Below are 23607 nucleotides of genomic sequence, written 5' to 3'. Positions count from 1 at the left end.
GATAGCCATGAGCAAGCAGATTCAAGAAGCCTACATCGTTGCCGCCACGCGTACGCCGGTGGGCAAGGCGCCGAAGGGCGTGTTCCGCAATACCCGTCCCGACGACATGCTGGCGCATGTGCTGCGCGCCGTGGTCGCGCAGGCGCCGGGCATCGATACCTCGCGCATCGACGACGCCATCATCGGCTGCGCCATGCCCGAAGGCGAGCAAGGCATGAACGTGGCGCGCATCGGCGTGTTGCTGGCGGGCCTGCCCAATTCGGTGGCCGGTCAGACCATCAACCGCTTCTGTTCGTCCGGCATCCAGGCCATCGCCATGGCCGCCGACCAGATCCGGCTGGGCAATGCCGACCTGATGCTGGCCGGCGGTACCGAGTCGATGTCGATGGTGCCGATGATGGGCAACAAGGTGGCGATGTCGCCAAGCGTGTTCGCCGACGACCATGTGGCCATTGCCTATGGCATGGGCATCACTGCCGAGAAGGTCGCAGAAGAGTGGAAGGTGTCACGCGAAGACCAGGACGCTTTTGCGCTGGCCTCCCATCAAAAGGCGATCGCCGCAATTGCCGCCGGCGAGTTCCGCGACGAAATCAGCCCGTACGAAATCCATTCGCACCAGCCCGATCTGGCAGGCAACGTCATCGCGCTGCGCAAGCGCCTGGTCGACACCGACGAAGGCCCGCGTCCGGATAGCTCGCTCGAGGGCCTGGCCAAGTTGCGCCCGGTGTTCCGCAACGGCCAGTTCGGCGGCAGCGTCACCGCCGGTAATTCTTCGCAGATGAGCGATGGCGCCGGTGCCGTGCTGCTGGCCTCCGAGCAGGCGATCAAGGATTACGGCCTCACACCGCTTGCGCGTTTTATCAGCTTCTCGGTAGCCGGCGTGCGTCCGGAAGTCATGGGCATTGGACCGATCGCCGCCATTCCCAAGGCGCTCAAGCAGGCCGGGCTGACCAAGGATCAACTCGACTGGATCGAGCTCAACGAAGCCTTCGCCGCACAGGCGTTGGCCGTGATCCGCGACAGCGAACTGGATCCATCCAAGGTCAATCCACTGGGTGGCGCAATCGCCCTTGGCCACCCGCTGGGCGCCACCGGCGCGATCCGTGCCGCCACGCTGGTGCATGGCCTGCGCCGTCGTCAGCAGAAGTACGGCATGGTCACCATGTGCATCGGTACCGGCATGGGCGCTGCGGGCATCATCGAAGCGCTGTGAGGCGGGTTGGAGCGCCGGGTCGGCCTTCCGGGTCGGTCTGGTGTTTCCATCTGTGTCATCCATCCGCGGAGATCAGGTTTTAGCGATCACATTGCCATGCTGTGCCCAAAAGGGCGTGCGCAAGCACGCCCTTTCCTTTATCGGTCAATGCGGTCTTGCCAACGTCGCGGCGATCCAACGCATATCCCCGCGTGCCCAGTGAAACGCTGAGCGTTGCGTTCTGATGCATCGGTCATGTCGCTGCGGCCACTGAAGCCGTCGATCCAGTTGTCGCAATAGGGACGCCGCAGATACCGCTAGCAAACGGCGACGCTCAGCGCGCCACCAACCATTGACCGGTCCGCGCCCCTGCAACGACCAGCGCCAGTCCAGCCAGCAAGGTCACCGCCAGATAGATGCCGATCATCGTCGAGCGGTCGGTGCGCGCAAACACCAGGCACTCCATCATCAGCGACGAAAACGTGGTCAGCCCACCGATCACGCCGACGATCAACAGGGCCCGCAGCGGCCAGCTCGAGGGCCCGCGTGCATCCAGCCAGACCAGCAACACGCCGGCCACGAACGACCCGAGCAGGTTCACCGTCAGCGTTCCCCAAGGGAAGCCGGTACCGAAGCGCTGGATCAACGAGGCACCGATCGCAAAACGCAAGCCCGATCCCAGTGCGCCACCGGTCATCGCCAACAACAGCTGTTGCCACCACACCGGTGCGTTCATACGCGCACCCCGCGACCAGAGCGTGTGTTCGAAAAAAAAGTGTGCGACATCGGCGTCATCCTTTGTGAGTCAAAAGCGATGCCGGGGCACAGGCCTGCCGCCCCGGCGGGGTGGGCAGGCATCATCAGCGCGCAGGGTGCGCGCGGTTCGAGGAGGAATGCCATCTCCTGTGCGGCCGATTATGCCGTGGGCTTGCCGGCCTTGTCAGCCCGTGCCAGCGCGCGCGCCTCGCGCAGCCGATCGAGCTTTTCCTTCAGCTTGATCTCCATCCCGCGCGGCACCGGGTTGTAGTACACGCGCTCGCCCATCGCATCCGGGAACCCGGTCTGATCCAGCGCGATGCCGCCCTCGGCATCATGGTCGTACTGGTAATCCTGACCGTAGCCCAGCGTCTTCATCAGCTTGGTCGGCGCGTTGCGCAGATGCAGCGGCACCTCCTGGGTGCCGGTGGCGCGCACGTCGGCCTTGGCCTGGTTGAAGGCAGCGTAGCCGGCATTGGATTTGGCAGTGCTGGCCAGGTACAGCACCAGCTGTGCGAATGCCAACTCGCCTTCCGGGCTGCCGAGGCGCTCGTAGATGTCCCAGGCTTCCAGCGCCATGCTCTGCGCGCGCGGATCGGCCAGACCAATGTCCTCGATCGCCATGCGGGTCAACCGACGCGCCAGATACGCAGGGTCGCACCCGCCATCGAGCATGCGCGTCAGCCAGTACAGCGCTGCATCCGGGTTGGAACTGCGTACGGACTTATGCAACGCCGAAATCTGGTCGTAGAACTGCTCGCCGTTCTTGTCGAAGCGGCGCGTACGGTCGGCCAGCACCTGCAGCAACGTCTGTGGCGTGATCTCGCCACCCTCACCTGCCGCCAGTTCCGCGGCAATTTCCAACAGCGTCAGTGCCCGACGCACATCGCCGTCGGCGGCGCTGGCGATTTCCAGCAGCGACGCTTCGCTGACCTGGATCGTCTCTGCCCCCAAGCCGCGCTCGGCATCGCGCAAGGCACGCTGCAAGGCTTCGACAATATCCTGCGGCGACACGCCTTCCAGCACATGCACGCGGCAGCGCGACAACAGCGCTGAATTCAACTCGAAGGACGGGTTTTCAGTGGTCGCGCCGACGAACAGAATCGTGCCGCGTTCGATATGCGGCAAGAACGCATCCTGCTGGGCCTTGTTGAAGCGATGCACCTCATCGACGAACAACACGGTGCGGCGGCCACCGGCAAAACGCTGCGCCGCCTCTGCCAGCACCTGCCGCACTTCCGGCAAGCCGGAGAGTACGGCCGAGATCGCCTTGAATTCGGCGTCTGCGTAATGTGCGAGCAACAAGGCCAATGTGGTCTTGCCGCATCCCGGCGGGCCCCACAGGATCATGGAGTGCACGCGGCCGGATTCCACCGCGCGCCGCAGGGCGCTGTCGGGAGCCAGCAATCGCTTCTGGCCCACCATCTCGTCAAGCGTGCGCGGCCGCATCCGCTCTGCCAAGGGCCCCATGGCGCTGCGATCGACGTGCAGCAGATCGGGTGTGATCGAGTCGGGACGTTTGGCTTTGCTCACCCCTTCATTCTACCGCTTGCGCCTGATGGACGTTCCACAACGCAGTGTTTGGCCATCGCTGGGACGCCGAGGTTCTCTTTCCAAGCGACCACTTCGCGCAGGTGCAACGCATCGACTGCGTAGCGCAATACTGTTACTGAGTAACGAGTGACCGCAATCGCTTGCCGGCATTCCGCATCGGCCACGAGCTGCGCCAGTGCAAGCGGCAGGTTCAGCGCACGGATTCCACCATGCCTCGCATTCCGCTTCGCCCCTCCGTCATCGCCGCTTGCCTTCCAGGGATGGCCGAGACCATCGCGCATCCATCCAAGCCTTCTGCGCGGCGGCAGACGCACAACAAATTGGCGACTCCGGACCCATGCGCGTTCGAGGCGGAACTGATCCAGGCACAGGAAGATCCGCTGGGTTGGTCCGCGACGCTACTTGAGCAAGCAAGACAGCCAAGCGTCGTCGATCCCGGACTGAAGGCCGCTCCCAAACGCAAACACGCCCTCCCGCGCCCCTGCAGGAAGGCCGCAGAACGATTGGGGCTCAGTAGCGGTTCGCCAGAACCACATACGAGCCTGCTGCGCTATTCCTCGGTGCAGTACGCGCGGGACACACCAGCCGGCCCATCGGATCGCAACGCCGATGCCGCCCGTGATCTGCGAGCAGCCCCGCTGCTGTCCAATGCCACCCAGCATCTCAATGAGGCACTGATCGCCCGCCTGGAACAATCCAACAACGACCTGGCCGCACGCATCTGCCGGCGTCGCCAGGACGAGCTGAGCTACGCGCATGCACAAACGCTACAGGCTGCACGCGAGCAGTTGGCCCTGAGAGCCCGGCGCGCCGCCAACCTGAGCGACAGCATCAACGCGCTGACGCGCGAACGTGCCGAACTGCTGCAACAGCTGCATGGATGCAATGCGCAGACTGATGCAGTGGCGGCCGCGATCCACGATCTCGAGTCGGACATCCTCTCCGCACGCGCCGCATTGAACGCGCTACCGCACGATCAGCCGTCGCGCGCTGTCGCAGCGCACGCGGGCCCATCCTCGGCCGACGCGCAGCAGGGCGTCGATCGCTTACAGCTGCAGCGCGCCTGCACCCGGCTCGAGCACGCAGTGCAGCAGGCGCGCGCACGCGGCGATGCGCTGGCCAAAGCGGTCTTTTTCGGCCGCGGCTCGGCACAGGCAGCACAAGCAGAGCAAGCACTTGCGGAAGCTAACGCGGAAATCGATCGATTGCGAAGCGCGTATGCGCAAGCACGCGATGCGTTGCAGTCGGATCAAGCAGGCAACTCTGCCAACAGGCCGGCGTCGCGCACGCTCGGCTCGCACCTTGCTGCAGAGCGAAACCGAGAAGTCGAGGCACTGCGCACACGACTGGGACGCAACGAGAACATGCTGACCCTGCAACGCACGCATGCCGAGCGCTGTCGGCGGCATGCGCGGCGCCTACAGCAGCGCCTCGACCAGGTCGAGGCAAAACTGCAGCAGGCGCGGCATTCGTCGCGGATCAACACCGAGGAGGTGTGGCAGCACGAACAGACGGTCAACGCGCTGGAAGCTGCGAACGGCGACATGCAGCGCGTGGCGGAACATGCAGCCGCGCAGCCGCCGGCCGATGAGGCCCGGCCCGTCGCTGCCGAGATCGTCGCCGACACCATGGACGCACTGCTCGAGGTCCTGCCCGGCTTTCGCGAGGAAACCATCGACCCCGTGAGTCGACAGGTTCTGCGCGCCTGGGCTGACGCTCTGCATGGCCGCAGCGCTGCGTTCGGGAGCGACGCCTTGCAGCCGGTCGACGCGTTGCGCATCGCCCTGCAGGCATTGGCGATCGCCAGCGAAAGCGATGCCGCCGCAGCGGCCGACGTGCTGCGACGCCTGGGCGTGGTGCGATTGCGTGAGCTGATTCCGCCGCCACAGGTCTCCATCGCTGCCGAGGCGGCCCAGCCAATAGAGACCGTCACCGCCTGCGTCGGCCTGTTGGCCAGCGTTCCGCGTGGCATGCAGGTTCTTTCGCACATGCTGCGCGAAGAAGCCACGCCCCCCTCCAGGGAATGGTTGGAGGCGGCGCAGGTCCATCTGCGTGCCAGCCACCGGCTTGCACTGACGCCGGACGCAGAACAGGCTGAACGCAGCTGGCTGGGCGATGCGCAGATGGGAGCGCGCCATGCCGTGCATGGAGACTCGCCGCTGCAGGGCCTGCAGTCTGCAACCGATGCCCAGCGCAGCGCATTTCACGCATTCCGCAATGGCTACGAAACCACCCGGGCAGGTTCACCCTATGCGCGCGTCAACGCATGCCTGCAGATGTTTGCGCAATGGGCGGTCGCAGGCAGTGGGCGGCGCGGCAGGCGCGCCCTCAATCCCTTCAACGCACTTGAGCTGGGAATGAAGGTCGGCGCCTCCGAAGCGCTTCCCACCGCCGTGCGGCGTGCCAACGACGCTTTTCGCGAAGCGGCCGGCCACCTGACCAGCTGGCTCGTCGCGCGCCGCCAGATCCAACTGGCGGGCGGGCGAATGCCGTCGCAGGACGAGCTGGCAATGCAGGCACTGTTGGAATACGTGCAATGGCTCCCACACGAGCAGAACGCAACCGACCTGACCTTCACCGCCAAGGTGCTGGGCACGATCGAACGGCGTGCCCAGGAGCTTCAGCGCTCGGTGGCTGCCTCCGTGAACGAGACCGACGACCTGCAGCCGGCGGCGTGCCATCCGGCCATCGCATCCGCCTGGGGTGCATTACGCGCCGGCCGCATGCGTCTGCCCGAAACGCTGCGTCTGATCCAGCGTGGCCTGCTCGACCACGCCGGACAGCCGAGCGACCTGCCGGTCGGTGCAGCGACCCTGGATGAAGAACTGGCGTCGGACGCGCGCACCCACTTTCATCAGGCCATCGGTCATGCAAGTCGCCTTCTGCACGAGGGCGACACCTCCCGCGTCAGATCGCCACGTGCGCTGTTCGAATGCCTGCGCAACCTGATGGAACGGCTGGAATGGCGCGACAAGCTGCGTCTTACCGAGCAACGGGTGATCGGACTCAATACGACGCCGCTGTCGGCCGCACTTGCGATCATCCCGAGCGGCCTGGGACTGAAACTCTCCGCGGGCGGCCAGACCAGTTCCGATCGCTCGGTGGAGATTTACATGGGGCGGACCGGGTTGTCGCTGCAGATCGGGCGGCAGAAGGCGCGGCAGTTCAACGCCAGTACCGGCATTAGCGCGGGCGTGCTGCTGCCGGGCACCGAACGTGCACCGGTGGGTATCACGGGCGCAGCCGAATGGCGCATGAAAAAGGAATCGGGCATCGAGCATGGCGTGCAAATCCGCGTACCGCGACGGGGCAAGGGCCAGGAGCTGGAGCAGCGCGCGCAATTCCTGGCCATGTTCGAACACTTGCTGCAACTGGCCGAGCAATCCGGCGGCGATGCAGGCCAGTTGAGCGAGCGCGACTTCCTGGGGGAGCTGCTGGCGCACCACCCCAGCATCACCGTTGGCTTGATCGGCCATGCCGAACGCAATACTTCGGCCACCGAATCCAGCCTCAGCGTCGCTGCCGGCGTGCGCGTGGGAAACATGGATGGCCAACCGCGTCGCGCCACCCTGGGCGCGTCGCTCGGCGTGAAAGCGCGGCGCGAAACCTCCCGGTCGCAGACGCCGATCGAAGGCTACATGACCATGGTGCTGAAGGATTCGAGCGCACAATCCAGGGTAGAGATCGCAGGGCGCGCATCGGCCAGTGTCGTCGCCCGGCAGTGGACGCACCCAGGCACCGGCAATGCGCCGCCCACACCAGTGGCGCGGCTGTCCATGGCCACGCTTGATCTCGGCTACAGCAGGGAACTGCGCTCGGCCGGCAGCACGACGTTCTCCACCTTGTGGATGTTCAACAACGAAATCGATCCCGTGCGCACCGATCGTGGCTTCGAATTCTTCAACTTCGCCTCATTCGAACGCGAAGTGAAGCGCAACTGGCAGTTATGGACCCACTACGGAATCTCCAAACTGCAGGGCAAGGTCGATGACCAGCGGCTCTATATGGTGGCCGAGCGCCAATTGCAGGACTTCATCGACCGGGTCCGCCTCCACATGCAAGACAACAAGTTCGCCTCGCTGATCGTGGACTGGGTGTTGCAGGCAGAGGCTGCACCACGCCTGGACGCGCTGCGCGCGCAGGCCCAGCTATTGCGGGTCGCCGGATGCGAAGCGCAAGCGGCAGAAGCCGATCGCGCGTTCGATGAGCTCATCAGCCACCCAAGCATTTGGGAACCGACCATTTTGATCCTGCGCGAAAAGGGCAAACGCCAGCGCGAACGTGGCCTCGATTTCTTCATCAAACGCCAGACCAACCAGGCAGCGGAGGCGAGTCGGACGGTTGGTCAGTGGATCCCGTACGAGCCAGTCCCGTAGCGTGGTGGCATCGCTCCTGTGCGGGTGCATCTGTCAGGTCACGACAACTGCTGCGCGCTCGCAGGCACAGCCGCTCGCTGCGCCATGCGTTCATCCCGAGAGCCCCGCAGACGCTTTACTGCGCGTCGCCCACCACATCCACGCCCTTGGCCGGCGTATAGCGGAAGGTGTCTGCAGCAAACGCCGGGTTGCGCTTCCAGCCGCTAAAGCTGATCGCGGTGCGTTGGCCGACTGCGTCCACCACTTCCATCCTGGCCAGGCCCTCCTTGCCGAACCCCAGCGAGGCGATCTGGAAGCTGGCGTCGGTGTCCACCTTGGGCGTCAGCGACAACCATTGCAGGCCGTCGCGTGGCGCGGCTTCTTCGCTGACATCGTACTTCTTGTCCAGAAGCGCCGGGTCGATCAATGCAACCAGCGGGCTGTTCTGTTCTTCGCTGCCCTGTGCGCGCACGGTGACCTGCTCCAGATCCGGATCCAATACCCAGACCTTCTTGCCGTCGGCCACGATCAGCTGCTTATAGGGCTTGGCGTATTCCCAACGGAACTGACGCGGTGTCGCCAGTGCGACCCGCCCGCTCGAAGTTTCCTTGACCCGGCCGTTCGCGTCGGTCACCCGCTGACTGAACTGCCCATCCAGTCCCTTCAACCCTCGCGTGAAGGTGTCCAGCTCCTGGCGCGCACCGGCAAACGCGGTACTGGCGAACAGAGCAGTGGCAAGGACGGCATAACGGAGCTGGCGATGCATCGCGGTCTTCCAGAAGGACATGCGTAGATTCTGATACTTCATAGATGAATGGGCGAGCGCTATCGCACGGCATGTTCAGATGGCGGCGTGTGCGCGGCAATCCGCCTCATCGTGCCGTCTGCACCCTGGACAGATCGCCATAGACAATCTGCCCGCGAAACCCGCGCCGCACCTGTTGGTAGAGCTCGCGAAACGCACGGTAATCCTGCGGCTGGCACAACGCCTGTGGCCCGCGCACGGCGGCACGCTGCAGGCGATGCACGGCGGTGACCGTCTGCCCCTGCCGTGTCCACTCAACCACGTATTCGCCGGCGGCATTGCGAAAGGTGCTGCTGCGCGGAATGGCGATGATCGGCACCGTCTCGGGAAAGCTCACCACGTAGGTTTCTTCGCGCACGCTGTCGTTGCAGTAAAACGGGGTCAGATTGTTTTCGGCCGAGGTGGTGGTGTAGATGGCGCGCGTTGACTCGGCACCTGGCATATCCGGCAAGGTCATGCCGCCGACCACCGAGAAATCCACCGCGTCCTTGGCCTGGAAGGTGTAGCGGTAGTTGAACGGTGCATCCAGATCCAGCGGGTCGCCCTGAATCAGCAGATCGCCGGTGCCGTCGAAACCGGACTGGGCAAGGATCGACTCTTCGATCCGGTTGCGATTCTGCGCATTGAGCTGCACGAACATCGCGCGCAAGCCCACTTCGCCGGTCTGCCCGCTGTCGAGCGTGGTGGTGCCCTGCAGATCGCCTTGCGGCGTGAACCGGTATTCGGTGCGGGCGACATAGCGATTGACCTTGCGGTCGTTCGGCGGCGTCTGCGTGACCTTGCCATCGCGCGTATGCACCACCGGCGCGCCGAGATCGCCGGCCGGCAACTGGCCGAAGCGTGCGTAGGGGTTGGTCGAGTCCACGTACAGATCGAATGCGGGAATGTAGGTGATGGCGTGGTTGAAGCGGCCCAGCACCGGGATCTGCGGCAAGGTCGGGCCGCCCTCTGCCCCAATCAGCACCGGTGTGCTGGCAATCCCCTTGGCGGCAAGCAGGGCCTCCAGAATCACGGTGTGGTCTTTGCAATCGCCGTAATGGTTGGCCAGGATGCTCTCGGCGCTGTTGGGTTCCAGCCCGCCATTGCCCAGATACACCGCCACATAGCGGATGTTGCGCGCCACCCACGCATACAGCGCGGCAGCCTGCGCGCGCGGGGCATCGATACCGCGGGTGACCTCATCGGCCAGCGCCTGGATCGCCGGCGTCACCGCCGCAGCGCGCCCGCCTTTGACGTGGTACGCCAGGCCCATCTGCGACCAGCTGTCGAAGGTGCTGGCCATCAAGGTGGGGCTGAACTCCCAGGTCGCAGCGCTCCAGTTCTGGTTCTTCATCGGCGCGGTGCGCTGGTAGCGCCACTCCCAGCGTGCCTGGTCGCCGCGCACCACCGGCTTGGTGCTGCCCTGCAGCCCGCGTGCAGAAAGATGCATCGGCAGCCCCTTCGGCGCGACCAACGTAATCACCGCATCGTCGTACTGCGCGAAGACGCTGAAGGTCTCCCACAGGCTGAAGTAACCGGGGAAATACGGCGTGTTCTGTGCCCGCCGCACGCAGTACACAATGCGCGCGCCCGGCGCCAGATTCGGGAACACCACCACTTTCACCTTGCGGTCGGCATACATCGCTGCCGAGGCGCTGGAATAGCTTTCCTGGGTATAGATCTTGTCGGCCGCCACGTCCTGGCGCAGCCCTTCGGCCGTGACGGTATACGCCTGCAGCACATCGAGCGTTTCCATCTTCTCGCTATAGCTCAGCCGGACCTGGCTGAACTGCTCCACGGCCGACTTGGTCTTGAGCAGGATCTCGTATTCGTCGGTTTCGACGCTGCTGGCGTCGGCGCGCACCTCGTAGTCGGCGCGGTAGCGCACGAAACTGTAATTGGTGTCGGCCTGCGTGCGTGTTGCAGCACTGGCAGTGGGCGCGGGCCGTTGCTGTGCCTGGGCAAGCAGCGGGAGACAGAGGAGCAGCACGAGCACTAACGAGGGACGATGCAACATGGGTCTCGATCACGGCGGGCCGGAGCGGCCCTCACCCACAGGGTAGCCGTTGTGCCAGGCAATGACAGGCACGGGCTTCCAACAATGCGGCATTGCTGCAGGCGCCCGATCGGAAGCTGCACATAAAACGCGCCACGACATCGCCGGCGCCTACTTCGGCGGCGGCGGTGCCAGCACGGTACGGTCGCCATTGTGCTCGGGCGGGCTGACGACGCCGGCCGCCTCCATCGCTTCGATCAGACGCGCGGCACGGTTGTAGCCGATCTTCAAACGCCGCTGCACGCCGGAAATCGACGCACGCCGGGTCTCGGTGACGATGCGCAAGGCTTCGTCGTACAAGGGATCCGATTCGTCGCCGCCACCGCCGCTGCTTTCCGGCAAGCCGGTGGCACCGACCACGGTGCCATCGCCCATGGTCTGCACTTCGTCCAGCACGCCTTCGACGTAGGACACCGGCCCGCTGGCCTTGAGATGCTCGACCACGCGATGCACTTCCTCGTCGCTGACGAAAGCCCCGTGCACGCGATCCGGCAGCGCGGTGCCGGGCGGCAGGTACAGCATGTCGCCGTTGCCCAGCAGCGCCTCGGCGCCGGACTGGTCCAGGATGGTGCGCGAGTCGATCTTGGAGCTGACCTGAAACGCCACGCGGGTGGGGATATTGGCCTTGATCAGGCCGGTGATCACGTCCACCGATGGCCGCTGCGTGGCCAGGATCAAGTGGATGCCGGCCGCACGCGCCTTCTGCGCCAGGCGCGCGATGAGCTCTTCGACCTTCTTGCCGACGATCATCATCATGTCGGCGAATTCGTCGATGAAGATCACGATGAACGGCAGCGTCTCCAGCGGCCGCGGCGCTTCGCCCAGCTCCGGGTTCGGCTTGAACAGCGGGTCCATCATCGGCTGGCCGGCGTCGATGGCGTCCTTGACCTTCTTGTTGAAGCCGGCCAGGTTGCGCACGCCCACCGCGCTCATCAGCTTGTAGCGGCGCTCCATCTCGGCCACGCACCAGCGCAGGCCGTTGGCGGCCTCCTTCATATCGGTGACCACCGGCGCCAGCAGGTGCGGGATGCCCTGGTAGACGCTCAATTCGAGCATCTTCGGGTCGATCATCAGCATCCGCAGTTCCTTGTGCGAGGCCTTGAACAGCAGGCTGAGCACCATCGCATTGACCGCCACCGACTTGCCCGAGCCGGTCGTACCGGCGACCAGCAAGTGCGGCATGCGCGCCAGGTCGGCCACCGTTGGGCGCCCGGCAATATCCTTGCCCAGGGCCAGCGTCAGCGGGCTGGCCGACTTGTCGTATTCCTTGGAGCGCAGCAATTCGGAGAGGAAGATCATTTCCCGGCTGACATTGGGAATTTCCAGGCCGATCACCGACTTGCCCGGAATCACGTCCACCACGCGCACCGATTTCACCGACAACCCGCGCGCGATGTCCTTGTCCAGCGAGCTGATCTGGCTGACCTTGATGCCCGGCGCCGGCTCGATCTCGAAGCGGGTGATCACCGGGCCCGGATAGGCCCCGACCACCTGCGCCTCGATGCGGAAGTCCTTGAGCTTGAACTCGATCTGGCGCGACAGCGTTTCCAGCGTCTCTTCCGAATAGCCCTTGGTCTGCGGCTTGGGGTCGTCCAGCAGCGCCAGCGGCGGCAGGTCCGAGCCGTCGGTGCTGACGCCCTGGAACATCGGAATCTGGGTGTCGCGCTTGGCGCGCTCGCTCTTTTCCACCACCGGCGCCGGCGGCGGCTCGATCTTGACCGGCTCGCGCTTGGCCTGCTTGACCGCATCGACCTTGCGCACTTCCTCGCGTTCTTCGCGCATCACCCGGGTCTGCTGCCACTCGGTGGCCTGATGGGTCTTGCGCTGCATCAGCGGCCCCAGCGCCAGCACCCACTTGCCGATGCGCTCCATCACCGCAAACCACGACAAGCCGGTCGCCAGGGTGATCGACACCAGCAGCAGCACCAACACGAACAAGTTCGCGCCCAAGGCACCGAAGCCGGAACTGAGCGAGCCGGCGACCAACTTGCCCAGGATGCCGCCGGCCTCGGCCACCTCGCCCTGGAACAGGCGCAGGTGCAGGAAGCCGGTCGAGGAAATCAGGAACCCCACCATCCCAACCAGGCGCAGCGCCGGCCCCAGGTCGCTTTGGCTCTGCTCCTCGCGCTCGCCGATCAAGGCGATCCAGGCGACCGCTCCCAACAGCACCGGCAGCAGGAAAGCCACATACCCGAACAGCTGCAGCAGCACGTCGGCCGCCAGGGCGCCGAATCGGCCGCCCATGTTATGGATCGGCGCAACCAGATTGCCGGTGCGCGACCAACCCGGATCGGTCGCCGAGTAAGTGAACAGGCTGGCCAGCAGATACAGCAGCAACGGCGCCACCGCGATCAAGGCCAGATCGCGCCAGAGCTTCTGCCGCCGCGGATTGTCCGCCACCGCCGTCTTACGCGACGACGGTTTGCCCTCTGCGGGCTTGCTGCTGCGTTCGGGAACCTGCTTTGCCACCTGTAGCCAGACCTTAGAAAAATGCTGTTAGTGTTTGATAATAAACGACTGAAGCCACGGTTTCAGCAGTTGCATGCGCCCTGGCCATCCAACCAAGCGCCGCTCAACGAAAAACGCCGCACAAGGCGGCGTCGAGCACGTGGTTGGAGCGGAGCATGCCATCTGCGGTTCAAGCAGTTCCATCGCGCCGCCTTGATTCACCGGGTGGGGACCGCCACTCTATGCCGCCACGGGGGCGTGAATTACTTCGCCTGCCCTACCAATTCCTAGATCGCGAGTATACATGAGCGCCTCTTCTGCCAGCCCCGCCAAGCACTCCCGCCTGTTGATCCTGGGCTCCGGCCCGGCCGGCTGGACCGCCGCGGTCTACGCCGCCCGCGCCAATCTCAAGCCGGTGGTCATCACCGGGCTGCAGCAAGGCGGCCAACTGATGACCACCACCGAGGTGGACAACTGGCCGGGCGACCCCCACGGCCTGATGGGTCCGGACCTGATGAGCCGCATGCAGGCGCATGCCGAGCGCTTCGAGACCGAGGTCATCTTCGACCATATCCACACGGCAGATCTGTCGCAGCGTCCGTTCCGGCTGATCGGCGACGGGGCCGAGTACACCTGCGACGCGCTCATCATCGCCACCGGCGCTACCGCCAAGTACCTGGGCATCCCCACCGAAGAAGCCTTCAAGGGGCGTGGCGTCTCCGCCTGCGCCACCTGCGACGGCTTCTTCTACAAGGACCAGGACGTGGTGGTGGTCGGCGGCGGCAACACCGCGGTCGAAGAGGCGCTGTACCTGTCCAACATTGCCCGCAAGGTCTACCTGGTGCATCGCCGCGATACGCTGCGCGCAGAAAAAATCATGCAGGACAAGCTGTTCGCCAAAGTGGCCGCCGGCAAGATCGAGACCGTCTGGCACCATGCCATCGACGAGGTACTGGGCAACGATGCCGGGGTTACCGGCGTCCGAGTGAAGTCCACCATCGACGGCAGCACCCGCGACATCGATGCGCATGGCTTCTTCGTGGCCATCGGCCATCACCCGAACACGCAGTTGTTCGATGGCCAGTTGGCAATGAACAACGGCTACCTGGAAATCCGCTCCGGCCTGAACGGCGCCGCGACCGAGACCTCGGTGGCCGGCGTGTTCGCCGCCGGCGACGTGGCCGACCAGCATTACCGCCAGGCCATCACCTCGGCCGGCTTCGGCTGCATGGCCGCGCTGGATGCCGAGCGTTTCCTCGACAAGAGCGCCTGAGATGGCGCCTGATTGCCGGCCGCGCCACGCGGCCAGCATCGCCAAGGGGCTGCCCGCATGGGCATAACCGCACGCTGGTGTCGCCAGCTGGACGAGTTGCCGGCCGGCGCCTGGGATGCGCTGCACGATGGCACGCATCCCTTTATCAGCTACGCATTTCTGCAAGGCCTTGAACGTGAGGGTTGCCTGCGCCCGGATTGGGGATGGAACCCGCTGCACCTGACCTTGTGGGAGGGTGACACTCTGGTCGCCGCGGCTCCCGGCTACCTCAAGAACAACTCGCACGGCGAGTTCGTCTTCGACCATGCCTGGGCGCATGCGTACGCGCGCTATGGCCAGGACTACTTCCCCAAATGGCTGTGTGGGGTGCCCTACTCGCCCGTCACCGGCCCGCGCCTGCTCGGTGCGCCCACGTGGCGCGGCCACCTGCTGAAGGCGATGCGCGAGCTGGTGGAGCGCAGCGGACTGTCGTCGGCGCATGTGAACTTTTACCCCGCTGGTGAAGACGCCGCCTTCGATGCCGACTGGCTGGAACGCAACGACCTGCAGTACCACTGGCACAACGCCAGCGGCTGGGGCGACTTCGAGACGTTCCTGTCGGCGATGGATCACAAGCACCGCAAGAACATTCGCCAGGAACGCGCCAAGGTGCAGCGCGCCGGCGTGCAACTGCGCGTGGTGCACGGTGATGAGGCCAGCGATGCGGAGCTGGCCGCGATGTACGGCTTTTATCTCAAGACCTTCAACGAGTACGGCAACTCGCCCGCGCTGACGCAGCAGTTCCTGCAGCACCTGGCCACGGCCATGCCGCGCCAGCTGGTGATGTTCCTGGCCGACCTCGATGGGCAACCCATCGCCGGTGCACTCTGCCTGCGCGGGCAGCACACTTTGTACGGCCGCTACTGGGGCGGTGAAGCCCTGCCCGGCCTGCATTTCGAGACCTGCTACTACCAGGGCATCGAATATTGCCTGCGCGAAGGCCTGACCCGCTTCGAACCTGGCGCACAAGGCCAGCACAAGATCGCGCGCGGCTTTCTGCCGACGCTGGTGCGCAGCCGCCACTGGATTGCCGATCCGGGCTTTCGCGAGCCGCTGGCGGACTGGTGCGCGCAAGAGCGGGCCGAGGTCGAGCAGCACGCCGCCGCCCTGCTGCGCCATTCGCCGTTCCGCCAAGCGTGATCGCCCTGCGGCGGCTTCTCCACCCATCCCGGGTCGATACATCGCACCGCCGCCGCACAAATCCAGGCACCGCCTGACGTGGCAGGCCTCTGCGCCGTTGCGCGAGACCCGTTCATCAGTCCTCATCGTAGCCCTCGCAGGCCGCGCATTTGCCGTGCCTGGTACCCGATCATTCCGCACTTGCGGACGCTACCGCAGAATATGCTAGCGTTGACTATTGATTCGGGCATGTCGCCCGCACCGGAATCGGCCCATGAAGCAAACGGTGTTGGTCACCGGCGGTAGTGGCTATGTCGCCTGCCGGCTGGTGAAGCAGTTGCTGGAAGCGGGCGACACCGTGCACGCCACCGTGCGCAGCCTGCACGATTCGCCCAAGCTGCGGCCCTTACGGCAGCTGCAGGCGGACCACCCGGACCAATTGCGGTTGTTCGAAGCAGACCTGCTGGTACCCGGCTCCTTCGCCGACGCGATGCAGGGCTGCTCTGTGGTGCATCACGTCGCCTCGCCGTTCCTGATGCCGGAAAAGATCAAGAACGGCCGCACCCAACTGCTGGAACCCGCGCTGCAAGGCGTCAGGAACGTGCTGACCACGGTGAACGCGACTTCCAGCGTCGAGCGGGTGGTGCTCACGTCCACCATCGGCGCGATCTTCGGCGACTACCGCGACGTGCTGGACATGCCCGGGCAAACGCTGTCGGAAGCCTTCTTCAACACCACCAGCAGCCTCGATCACAATCCCTACCACTACTCCAAGGTGGTCGCCGAGCAGGAGGCGTGGGCCATGTCCCGTGCGCAGCAGCGCTGGGACCTGGTCTGCATCAACCCCGGCCTGGTGCTCGGTCCGTCCCCGGCCGCAGGCTCGGATTCGGGCAGCCTGTTCCTGCTCGACGAACTGATGCGCGGCCTGTTCTTCTATGGCGTGCCGGACCTGAGCTTTGCCACGGTGGACGTGCGTGAAGTTGCCAACGCACACATCGCCGCGGCCAAGCGGCCCAGCGCGCACGGCCGCTACATCGTCGCCTCGGCACAGATGATCTCGTTCCTGGAAATCGCGCGGTTCCTGCGCAAGGTCCACCGCCGCCCTTACCTGTTGCCGCGTCTGCAGATTCCCGGTTTGGCGTTGCGGCTACTCGGCCCCTTCTTCGGGCTGAGCCCCAAGTACATTCGCAATCATCTCGGCATCCGCTTCGGCCTGGACAACCGGCGCTCGCGCCAGGAATTGGGCGTGGACTACCGTCCGGTCGAGCAGACCTTGCACGAGCACTACGCCAGCTGGGACCGGCAGCGACGGGCTTGAGCCAGCTGGGTGCTCCGCAGGCGCACCTGTACCATCGCCGGAACCGAACCAGGCACCTGCCCATGCCCTTTGCCGCTCCATTTCCATGCCTGCGTGGCGCGCCGTGGCGATCCGGCCGGTGGCCGGCGTGATGACGCCCTTTCGTCGTCCCACCGTGTTGGGCACTTCCGCCTCGGCCCCATTCCCGCCTGCCGAGGCCGCCCTGACCGATCCCGACGGACTGCTTGCCGTTGGCGGAGATCTGTCGCCCCAGCGCCTGCTCAACGCGTACGCGCACGGCATTTTCCCGTGGTATTCGGAGGGCCAACCGATCCTGTGGTGGAGCCCGGATCCGCGCATGGTCTTTCGCACTGACGGCGTGCGCCTGTCCTCTCGCTTCAAGCGCCAGCTTCGCGCAAGCACCTGGACGGTTCGCGCCGATACCGCCTTCGAACAGGTGATCGACGCCTGTGCTGCGAGTCCGCGCCCTGGCCAGGACGGCACCTGGATCACCGCGGAAATGCAGCAGGCCTATATCGCCTTGCACCGTCTCGGCCACGCGCATTCGATCGAGGTGTTCGACGGCGCGCGCCTGGTTGGCGGGATCTACGGCGTCGCGATCGGCCGGATGTTTTTTGGCGAAAGCATGTTCAGCGGGGAAAGCGGCGGCTCCAAGGTGGCACTAGCCGCCTTGGCCGCCAATCTGCATGGCCGAGGGTGGCCACTGATCGATGCGCAGGTGGAAAATCCGCACCTGCTGAGCCTGGGCGCCGAACGCTTGCCGCGCGCTGACTTTTTGCACCAGGTGCAACGCCAGGTTGCCCTGACGGAACCGCCGGGTAATTGGTCTGCGCGTTACGGCGAACACGCCGCCAGCGAGCTGTGTGAGACCCGCTTAACATAAAATTTGCACCGCGGGGAGATGGCGCGTAAAATGCCGTCCCTTACGGCCCTGCCGGGCCAGCCGTGACTGCACAGGATTACATGTCGAAAGACGACTCCATTGAATTCGAAGGCAGCGTCAGCGAGACGCTTCCCAACACCACGTTCCGGGTCAAGCTGGAGAACGGGCATGAAATCATCGCCCACATCTCCGGACGTATGCGCAAGAACTACATCCGCATCCTGACCGGCGACCGGGTCAAAGTTGAGATGACTCCCTACGACCTGACCAAGGGTCGTATTACCTACCGCATGAAGTAAGCGGTTTTGGTACCGAGACGCGAGGCGGCCATTGGCCGCTTTTTGTCGTGCCCGCAATTCGAGCGCGCAGTGCAAGGCAGTCACCGAAACGCACTGCCCTGCTCCGCACCGGCGGCTGGGCGACTTGCCGGCAGCGTAGAAACGCATCACCCAGCAGCCATCCCCGCCAAGCGTGCCATCGTCAGGGTGCGTGATCGCGATGCGCGCTGAAGACCTAAAAAAGCCGCTCTTTCGAGCGGCTTTTCCTTGACTGCCAAACAACCTTACAACGATCAATCCACCGTCGCGGGCAGCAGGCGTTCGGGTTCCGGATGCGCCTCGACCACCAGTTCGCCATCCTTGACATCGATGCTGACCCGGCCACCGTCCACCAGCTTGCCGAACAGCAGTTCGTCGGCGAGCGGGCGCTTGATCTTCTCCTGGATCACCCGCGACATCGGCCGCGCACCCATCAGCGGATCGAAGCCATGCTGGGCCAGCCAGTCGCGCGCGGTCGGGGTGGCCGACAGGGAGACGTGCTTTTCCTGCAACAGCATTTCCAGTTCGATGATGAACTTGTCCACCACCCGCAGGATGTGGTCGAACGCCAGGGGCTGGAACTGCACGATCGCATCCAGACGGTTGCGGAATTCGGGCGTGAAACCGCGACGGATCGACTCCATCGCATCGGTGGAATGATCCTGCTTGGTAAAACCGATCGACCGACGCGATGCCTGCGTGGCGCCGGCATTGGTCGTCATCACCAAAATCACGTTCTTGAAGTTGGCCTCGCGCCCGTTGGTGTCGGTCAGAATGCCGCGGTCCATGACCTGCAACAGGATGTTGAAGATGTCCGGATGCGCTTTCTCCACTTCGTCCAGCAGCAGCACGCAGTGCGGTGTCTTGACGATCTTTTCGGTCAACAAGCCGCCCTGATCGAAACCGACGTAGCCCGGGGGCGCACCGATGAGACGGCTGATCGAGTGCGCTTCCATGTACTCGGACATGTCGAAACGCACCAGCTCGATCCCCAGCTGCAGCGCGAGCTGCTTGGTGACCTCGGTCTTGCCGACACCGGTGGGGCCGGCGAACAGGAAGTTGCCGATCGGCTTTTCCGGATTGGCCAGACCCGAGCGCGCCAGCTTGATCGAACCGGCCAGCGTCTCGATCGCCGGGTTCTGCCCGAAGATCACCATCTTCAGGTTGCGCTCCAGGTGCTGCAGCACGTCCTTGTCGGTCGCGCTGACCTGCTTGGCCGGAATGCGCGCCATCTTGGCGACGATGGTCTCGATCTCTTCGATATCGATCAGTTCCTTGCGCTTGCCTTCCGGCAGCAGACGCTGACGCGCACCAGCCTCGTCGATCACGTCGATCGCCTTGTCCGGCAGCAAACGGTCGCCGATATGCTTCACCGACAGGTCGACGGCGGCCTGTAGCGCGTCATCGGCGTAGGTCACGCCGTGATGCGCCTCGTACTTGGGCTTGAGGCCCTGCAGGATCTCGAAGGTCTCGCCCACGGTCGGCTCGACGATATCGATCTTCTGGAACCGACGCGCCAGCGCACGGTCCTTCTCGAAAATGCCGCGATATTCCTGGAACGTGGTCGAGCCGATGCAGCGCAGCTCGCCCGACGACAGCGCCGGCTTGATCAGATTGGAGGCGTCCATGGTGCCGCCCGACGCCGATCCGGCACCGATGATCGTGTGGATCTCGTCGATGAACAGCACCGCATTCGGCACCTTCTTCAACGCAGCCAGCACGCCCTTGAGACGCTTTTCGAAATCGCCGCGGTACTTGGTGCCGGCCACCAGGGCGCCCAGATCCAGCGAGTAGATCACCGCATCGGCGAGCACTTCCGGCACGTCGTTGTCGACGATGCGCTTGGCCAAGCCCTCGGCGATCGCGGTCTTGCCAACGCCGGCCTCGCCCACGTACAGCGGGTTGTTCTTGCGCCGACGGCACAGGACCTGGATGGTGCGCTCGATCTCATCGCTACGGCCGACCAGCGGGTCGATCTTGCCGTTGCGTGCCTGATCGTTGAGATTGGTGGCGAACTCGGCCAGGGCGTCGCCCTTGGCTTCGCCCTCGCCGCCTTCGCTCTTGGACTCACCATCCGGCGCGGACGGCTGCTCGCCGTCCTCACCCAGCTTGGCGATGCCGTGCGAGAGATAATTGACGATATCGAGGCGGGTGATGTCCTGTTGGTTCAGGAAGTACACCGCATGCGAGTCCTTCTCGCCGAAGATCGCGACCAGCACGTTGGCGCCGGTGACTTCCTTCTTGCCCGAGGACTGCACGTGGTAGACCGCGCGCTGCAACACCCGCTGGAATCCCAGGGTTGGCTGCGTGTCGCGCCCGTCGTCCTCGGCCAGGCGCGAGACCGAGGCCTCGATCGCCTGTTCCAGGTCATTGTGCAGGCGCACCTGGTCTGCCCCACAGGCCTTGAGCACGGCCTGGGCGGAAGGGTTGTCCAGCAGCGAGAGCAGCAGGTGCTCGACGGTCATGAACTCATGACGCGCCTCGCGTGCTCGCTTGTAGCACTGGCCGATGGTTTGCTCTAGGTCTTTGCTGAACATTGGTAACTCCGAACGGCTGTTGCCAACAATATGCGGCTTTTGTTGGGATTTTCCACAACCCTATCGGATAGGCATGTTCAGACAGCGTTAGCACGTGATCGCAGCCACACTGTTGCGCTGCTGGAATGACCTGCCGGGCGCCTCAGGCCTGTTCCATCGTGCACAGCAGCGGGTGCTGGTTCATGCGCGAAAACTCGTTGACCTGGGCCACTTTCGACTCCGCAACCTCTCGGCTGTAGACCCCGCACACGCCGCGTCCGCGGGTGTGGACGTGCAACATGATCTGGGTGGCCTGCTCCAGATTCAGGTTGAAAAACTGCTCCAGGACGGTCACCACGAAGTCCATCGGGGTGTAGTCGTCGTTCAGCAACAGCACCTGGTAGCGCGGCGGTGGCGCCACTTCGGGCTTGCTGGCTTCGACCATCAGGCCGTGGTCGTGTTCGTGTGAGGTATTCCGAGGCATCCGGCCATTATACGGTTCAACCTTGCACGCATTGGACGATTTACGCTGCGCCCCGCACAATTTGTCTCCAATTCCCTGGCTGGCCCTTGATGACCGATCCCATGACCGCGCAGCTGCTGGCGCCGTCGTCGACCGCAGATGCCCCGATGCGCACCGCACACGATGGCGCAACCATGCCGGGGTGGCACCGCGATGCCGGCCCCGCCGCGCAAGCGGCGCACAGGTGGTCGACCGCGTTGGAGCAGATTCGATGAGTACGCCAGAGCAACGCTGGCATCCCGATGTGACCGTGGCCACCGTCGTGGCGCGCGATGGACGCTTTTTGCAGGTGGAAGAAGCCATCGGCGGCCGCCTGCTGTTGAACCAGCCTGCCGGGCATCTGGAGCCGAACGAAAGCCTGCTGGATGCGGCCGTGCGCGAAACCCTCGAGGAGACTGGCTGGGACGTGCGCCTGACCCAGTTCATCGGTACCTACCAATGGGTTGCCCCCAACGGACAGTGCTTTTTGCGCTTTGCATTCGTTGCCGATGCGCTAGCCCATCACTCCGAACGCAGCCTCGACACCGGCGTGGTGCGCGCGCTGTGGATGACCCCGGACGAACTGCGCGCCTCCACCGAGCGCCTGCGCAGCCCACTGGTGTGGGAGGTGGTTGCCGACTACCTGGCAGGGCAGCGCTATCCGCTCTCCCTGGTGCGGCACGTCGCATGAGTACGCCACGGATTGTGGTGGGTGTGTCCGGCGGCGTGGATTCGTCGGTGGCGGCGTGGAAGCTGGCGCAGCAAGGCGAGCCGATCGCGGGGCTGTTCATGCAGAACTGGGCCGACGACGGCAGCGGCGATTGCCGCGCCGAAGACGACCGCCGCGATGCCGTGGCGGTGTGCGGCGTGCTGGGCATCCCGTTTCATTTTCGCGATTTCTCCGGCGAATACTGGAGCGGCGTGTTCGCGCATTTCCTGGCCGAATATGCGGCCGGACGCACGCCCAACCCGGACGTGTTGTGCAACCGCGAAGTGAAGTTCAAGCATTTTCTGGATGCAGCACAGGCGCTGGGTGCCGAGCGCATCGCCACCGGCCATTACGCGCAGGTGGCGCATCGCGGCGGGCGGTGGCGGCTGCTGCGTGGCGCCGACCGCGGCAAGGACCAGAGTTATTTCCTGCATCAGCTGGGGCAGGCGCAGTTGGCCGCCACCCTGTTCCCGATCGGCGATCTGGAAAAAAGCACGTTGCGCCGGATTGCCCAGGATGCCGGCTTGCCGACCCATGCCAAGAAGGATTCCACCGGCATCTGCTTCATCGGCGAACGCGATTTCCGCGAGTTTCTGGGCCGCTACCTGCCCGCGCGCGCCGGCGAGATCCGCGACCCGCAGGGGCAGCGCATCGCCGAGCATCCGGGGGTGTTCTATTTCACCCTGGGCCAGCGCGAAGGGCTGAACATCGGCGGCGTGCGCGGGCGGGCGGCGGCGCCGTGGTATGTGGTCGGCAAGGATGTGGCGAACAATGTGCTGTATGTGGACCAGGACCGCGACAGCCCGCTGCTGCAATCGCGCTGGCTGCAGTCCGAACAAGCCCACTGGGTGACCGGGGCGCCGCCGGCACGCCGGTTCACCTGCACTGCGCAGACGCGCTACCGTCAGCCCGACGAGCCCTGCACGGTAGAGGTGCAGGACGATGGCAGCGTGCAGGTGCGCTTCGAACGGCCGCAACGGGCGGTGACGCCGGGGCAGTCGCTGGTGCTGTACGACGGGCAGGAGTGCCTGGGCGGCGCGGTCATCGCCGCCACCGACGCACCGCTGGAACGCCAGTTGGCGGGATCTTCTTTTTCCTCTGAGGTAGTGGCTTGATGAGTGTTTCCATGGATCACCGTGTGCTGGCGCTTGCCGGCGTCGCTCAGGCCCTGCAACAAGTGCGGCGGATCGCCGAGACCGGGCATTCGGAAGCGGCGACGGTGCGTACCGCCATGGACAGCGTGTTCCGGGTGGACGCCGCCTCGCCAGAGGCCGTGTACGGCTCGGCAGCGGCGCTGGCGCCTGGCCTGCGCCTGCTGCACAACTACTTCCGCAACCAGGGCCAGGACGAAGTGCTGCCGCGCCTGGCGCTGGCCGTGCTGCAGCTGGAGCGCCGGTTCGTGCGCGATGCCAGCACCGTCGCCACTGTCGCCAGCGGAATCGACGCGGCAGCGCGCCAGGCCCAGCAGCTGGGCGACAGCAGCCACCCCGATGTATTGAGCTCGCTCGGCGGGCTGTACGCGCAGACCATCAGCCACTTGCGGCCCAAGGTCATGGTCCAGGGCAACCCGCACTACCTGGGCCAGGCCGGCGTGGTCGCGGAGATCCGCGCGCTGTTGCTGGCAGCAGTGCGCTCGGCGGTGCTGTGGCGGCAGATGGGCGGCAGCCTGTGGGATTTCCTGTTCGCCAAGCGCGCGATGATCGAAGCGGTGGACCGCGCGTTGCGCTAAATGGCGCGAAAAAGCCGCCTGCATCTGCGCGCTAGCGGCCGCTGACGCGCGCCAACG

At 65.0% G+C, this 23607-nt stretch carries 18 protein-coding genes and 1 riboswitch; of the genes, 10 read left to right on the top strand and 8 right to left on the bottom strand.

Going from position 1 to position 23607, the window contains the following annotated elements; genetic code table 11:
* The first annotated feature begins 7 nt into the window (after positions 1-7).
* Positions 8-1213: an acetyl-CoA C-acyltransferase gene (locus tag AC1POX_RS11080; protein WP_014090145.1), complete on the top strand. Its 1206-nt coding sequence runs from the start codon at positions 8-10 to the stop codon at positions 1211-1213.
* A gap of 313 nt (positions 1214-1526) precedes the next feature.
* Here AC1POX_RS11080 and crcB read toward each other — a convergent pair whose 3' ends face one another.
* From crcB to AC1POX_RS11065, 3 genes are all read right to left on the bottom strand, one after another.
* Complete coding sequence (gene crcB, locus AC1POX_RS11075; protein ID WP_008575332.1) at positions 1527-1928, bottom strand: fluoride efflux transporter CrcB; 402 nt, start codon at positions 1926-1928, stop codon at positions 1527-1529.
* A 108-nt stretch (positions 1929-2036) separates the two neighbouring features.
* Positions 2037-2105: riboswitch (Fluoride riboswitch) on the bottom strand.
* 2 nt (positions 2106-2107) lie between these two features.
* Positions 2108-3481, bottom strand: a complete 1374-nt coding sequence (locus AC1POX_RS11070) for a replication-associated recombination protein A (RefSeq protein WP_029819381.1) — start codon at positions 3479-3481, stop codon at positions 2108-2110.
* Positions 3478-3783: a hypothetical protein gene (locus AC1POX_RS11065; protein WP_372357207.1), complete on the bottom strand. Its 306-nt coding sequence runs from the start codon at positions 3781-3783 to the stop codon at positions 3478-3480. Before AC1POX_RS11065 ends, AC1POX_RS11070 begins: the two co-directional genes overlap by 4 nt.
* Here AC1POX_RS11065 and xopZ point away from each other — a divergent pair.
* The gene (gene xopZ, locus AC1POX_RS11060) at positions 3712-7878 is read left to right on the top strand and encodes a XopZ family type III secretion system effector (RefSeq protein ID WP_372356152.1); all 4167 of its coding nucleotides are present in this window, start codon (positions 3712-3714) and stop codon (positions 7876-7878) included. The genes AC1POX_RS11065 and xopZ overlap by 72 nt on opposite strands.
* Before the next feature lie 115 nt (positions 7879-7993).
* Here the strand turns inward: xopZ and lolA are convergent, their stop codons facing one another.
* The 3 genes from lolA to AC1POX_RS11045 all read right to left on the bottom strand — a co-directional run bounded on the left by lolA (position 7994) and on the right by AC1POX_RS11045 (position 13166).
* Positions 7994-8665, bottom strand: a complete 672-nt coding sequence (gene lolA / locus AC1POX_RS11055) for an outer membrane lipoprotein periplasmic chaperone LolA (protein ID WP_008575326.1) — start codon at positions 8663-8665, stop codon at positions 7994-7996.
* A 64-nt stretch (positions 8666-8729) separates the two neighbouring features.
* Positions 8730-10637, bottom strand: coding sequence for a DUF3857 domain-containing transglutaminase family protein (locus AC1POX_RS11050; RefSeq protein ID WP_372357163.1), 1908 nt, complete (start codon positions 10635-10637; stop codon positions 8730-8732).
* 171 nt (positions 10638-10808) lie between these two features.
* Complete coding sequence (locus tag AC1POX_RS11045) at positions 10809-13166, bottom strand: DNA translocase FtsK (RefSeq protein WP_008575323.1); 2358 nt, start codon at positions 13164-13166, stop codon at positions 10809-10811.
* A 283-nt stretch (positions 13167-13449) separates the two neighbouring features.
* Here AC1POX_RS11045 and trxB point away from each other — a divergent pair, with 283 nt between their 5' ends.
* The 5 genes from trxB to infA all read left to right on the top strand — a co-directional run bounded on the left by trxB (position 13450) and on the right by infA (position 18076).
* Positions 13450-14418, top strand: coding sequence for a thioredoxin-disulfide reductase (trxB, locus tag AC1POX_RS11040; RefSeq protein WP_003482910.1), 969 nt, complete (start codon positions 13450-13452; stop codon positions 14416-14418).
* Between the two features lie 57 nt (positions 14419-14475).
* Positions 14476-15597 (top strand): GNAT family N-acetyltransferase, encoded by a 1122-nt coding sequence (locus AC1POX_RS11035; RefSeq protein ID WP_218488801.1) that lies wholly within the window; start codon positions 14476-14478, stop codon positions 15595-15597.
* Between the two features lie 253 nt (positions 15598-15850).
* Positions 15851-16894 (top strand): NAD-dependent epimerase/dehydratase family protein, encoded by a 1044-nt coding sequence (locus tag AC1POX_RS11030; RefSeq protein ID WP_277570033.1) that lies wholly within the window; start codon positions 15851-15853, stop codon positions 16892-16894.
* A gap of 130 nt (positions 16895-17024) precedes the next feature.
* A complete protein-coding gene (gene aat / locus AC1POX_RS11025; RefSeq protein ID WP_372357162.1) occupies positions 17025-17777 on the top strand; it encodes a leucyl/phenylalanyl-tRNA--protein transferase in 753 nt (250 codons plus the stop codon).
* Positions 17778-17857: 80 nt separating this feature from the next.
* The gene (gene infA, locus AC1POX_RS11020; protein WP_002813418.1) at positions 17858-18076 is read left to right on the top strand and encodes a translation initiation factor IF-1; all 219 of its coding nucleotides are present in this window, start codon (positions 17858-17860) and stop codon (positions 18074-18076) included.
* A 272-nt stretch (positions 18077-18348) separates the two neighbouring features.
* On the opposite strand, the gene clpA is transcribed toward infA, so the two are convergent.
* Both clpA and clpS read right to left on the bottom strand, forming a co-directional pair.
* Complete coding sequence (clpA, locus tag AC1POX_RS11015) at positions 18349-20631, bottom strand: ATP-dependent Clp protease ATP-binding subunit ClpA (protein WP_008575777.1); 2283 nt, start codon at positions 20629-20631, stop codon at positions 18349-18351.
* 142 nt (positions 20632-20773) lie between these two features.
* Positions 20774-21094, bottom strand: a complete 321-nt coding sequence (clpS, locus tag AC1POX_RS11010) for an ATP-dependent Clp protease adapter ClpS (protein WP_005914463.1) — start codon at positions 21092-21094, stop codon at positions 20774-20776.
* Between the two features lie 250 nt (positions 21095-21344).
* Between clpS and AC1POX_RS11005 the strand changes: the two genes are divergently transcribed.
* The 3 genes from AC1POX_RS11005 to hflD are packed head-to-tail and all read left to right on the top strand — an operon-like array spanning position 21345 to position 23550.
* Positions 21345-21803, top strand: coding sequence for an NUDIX hydrolase (locus AC1POX_RS11005; RefSeq protein ID WP_014090135.1), 459 nt, complete (start codon positions 21345-21347; stop codon positions 21801-21803).
* Positions 21800-22936 carry a tRNA 2-thiouridine(34) synthase MnmA gene (mnmA, locus tag AC1POX_RS11000; RefSeq protein ID WP_209262008.1) on the top strand — a complete coding sequence of 379 codons (1137 nt, stop codon included), beginning with the start codon at positions 21800-21802 and terminating at the stop codon, positions 22934-22936. The genes AC1POX_RS11005 and mnmA overlap by 4 nt, the downstream gene beginning before the upstream one ends.
* Complete coding sequence (gene hflD / locus AC1POX_RS10995) at positions 22936-23550, top strand: high frequency lysogenization protein HflD (RefSeq protein ID WP_029819372.1); 615 nt, start codon at positions 22936-22938, stop codon at positions 23548-23550. The genes mnmA and hflD overlap by 1 nt, the downstream gene beginning before the upstream one ends.
* The last annotated feature ends 57 nt before the right edge of the window (positions 23551-23607 follow it).

The sequence above is a fragment of the Xanthomonas sp. NCPPB 3442 genome, assembly GCF_056725145.1.
Note: the sequence above shows the minus strand (reverse complement) of the source record. Positions and strands in the feature narration are given on the sequence as shown.

What these genes read in the sequence shown, in the direction of transcription:
- AC1POX_RS11080 (WP_014090145.1), top strand. Translation starts at nt 8, where the DNA reads ATGAGCAAGCAGATTCAAGAAGCCTACATCGTTGCCGCCACGCGTACG.
- crcB (WP_008575332.1), bottom strand. Translation starts at nt 1,928, where the DNA reads ATGAACGCACCGGTGTGGTGGCAACAGCTGTTGTTGGCGATGACCGGT.
- xopZ (WP_372356152.1), top strand. Translation starts at nt 3,712, where the DNA reads ATGCCTCGCATTCCGCTTCGCCCCTCCGTCATCGCCGCTTGCCTTCCA.
- AC1POX_RS11065 (WP_372357207.1), bottom strand. Translation starts at nt 3,783, where the DNA reads ATGCGCGATGGTCTCGGCCATCCCTGGAAGGCAAGCGGCGATGACGGA.
- lolA (WP_008575326.1), bottom strand. Translation starts at nt 8,665, where the DNA reads ATGAAGTATCAGAATCTACGCATGTCCTTCTGGAAGACCGCGATGCAT.
- trxB (WP_003482910.1), top strand. Translation starts at nt 13,450, where the DNA reads ATGAGCGCCTCTTCTGCCAGCCCCGCCAAGCACTCCCGCCTGTTGATC.
- AC1POX_RS11035 (WP_218488801.1), top strand. Translation starts at nt 14,476, where the DNA reads ATGGGCATAACCGCACGCTGGTGTCGCCAGCTGGACGAGTTGCCGGCC.
- AC1POX_RS11030 (WP_277570033.1), top strand. Translation starts at nt 15,851, where the DNA reads ATGAAGCAAACGGTGTTGGTCACCGGCGGTAGTGGCTATGTCGCCTGC.
- aat (WP_372357162.1), top strand. Translation starts at nt 17,025, where the DNA reads ATGACGCCCTTTCGTCGTCCCACCGTGTTGGGCACTTCCGCCTCGGCC.
- infA (WP_002813418.1), top strand. Translation starts at nt 17,858, where the DNA reads ATGTCGAAAGACGACTCCATTGAATTCGAAGGCAGCGTCAGCGAGACG.
- clpA (WP_008575777.1), bottom strand. Translation starts at nt 20,631, where the DNA reads ATGTTCAGCAAAGACCTAGAGCAAACCATCGGCCAGTGCTACAAGCGA.
- clpS (WP_005914463.1), bottom strand. Translation starts at nt 21,094, where the DNA reads ATGCCTCGGAATACCTCACACGAACACGACCACGGCCTGATGGTCGAA.
- AC1POX_RS11005 (WP_014090135.1), top strand. Translation starts at nt 21,345, where the DNA reads ATGAGTACGCCAGAGCAACGCTGGCATCCCGATGTGACCGTGGCCACC.
- mnmA (WP_209262008.1), top strand. Translation starts at nt 21,800, where the DNA reads ATGAGTACGCCACGGATTGTGGTGGGTGTGTCCGGCGGCGTGGATTCG.
- hflD (WP_029819372.1), top strand. Translation starts at nt 22,936, where the DNA reads ATGAGTGTTTCCATGGATCACCGTGTGCTGGCGCTTGCCGGCGTCGCT.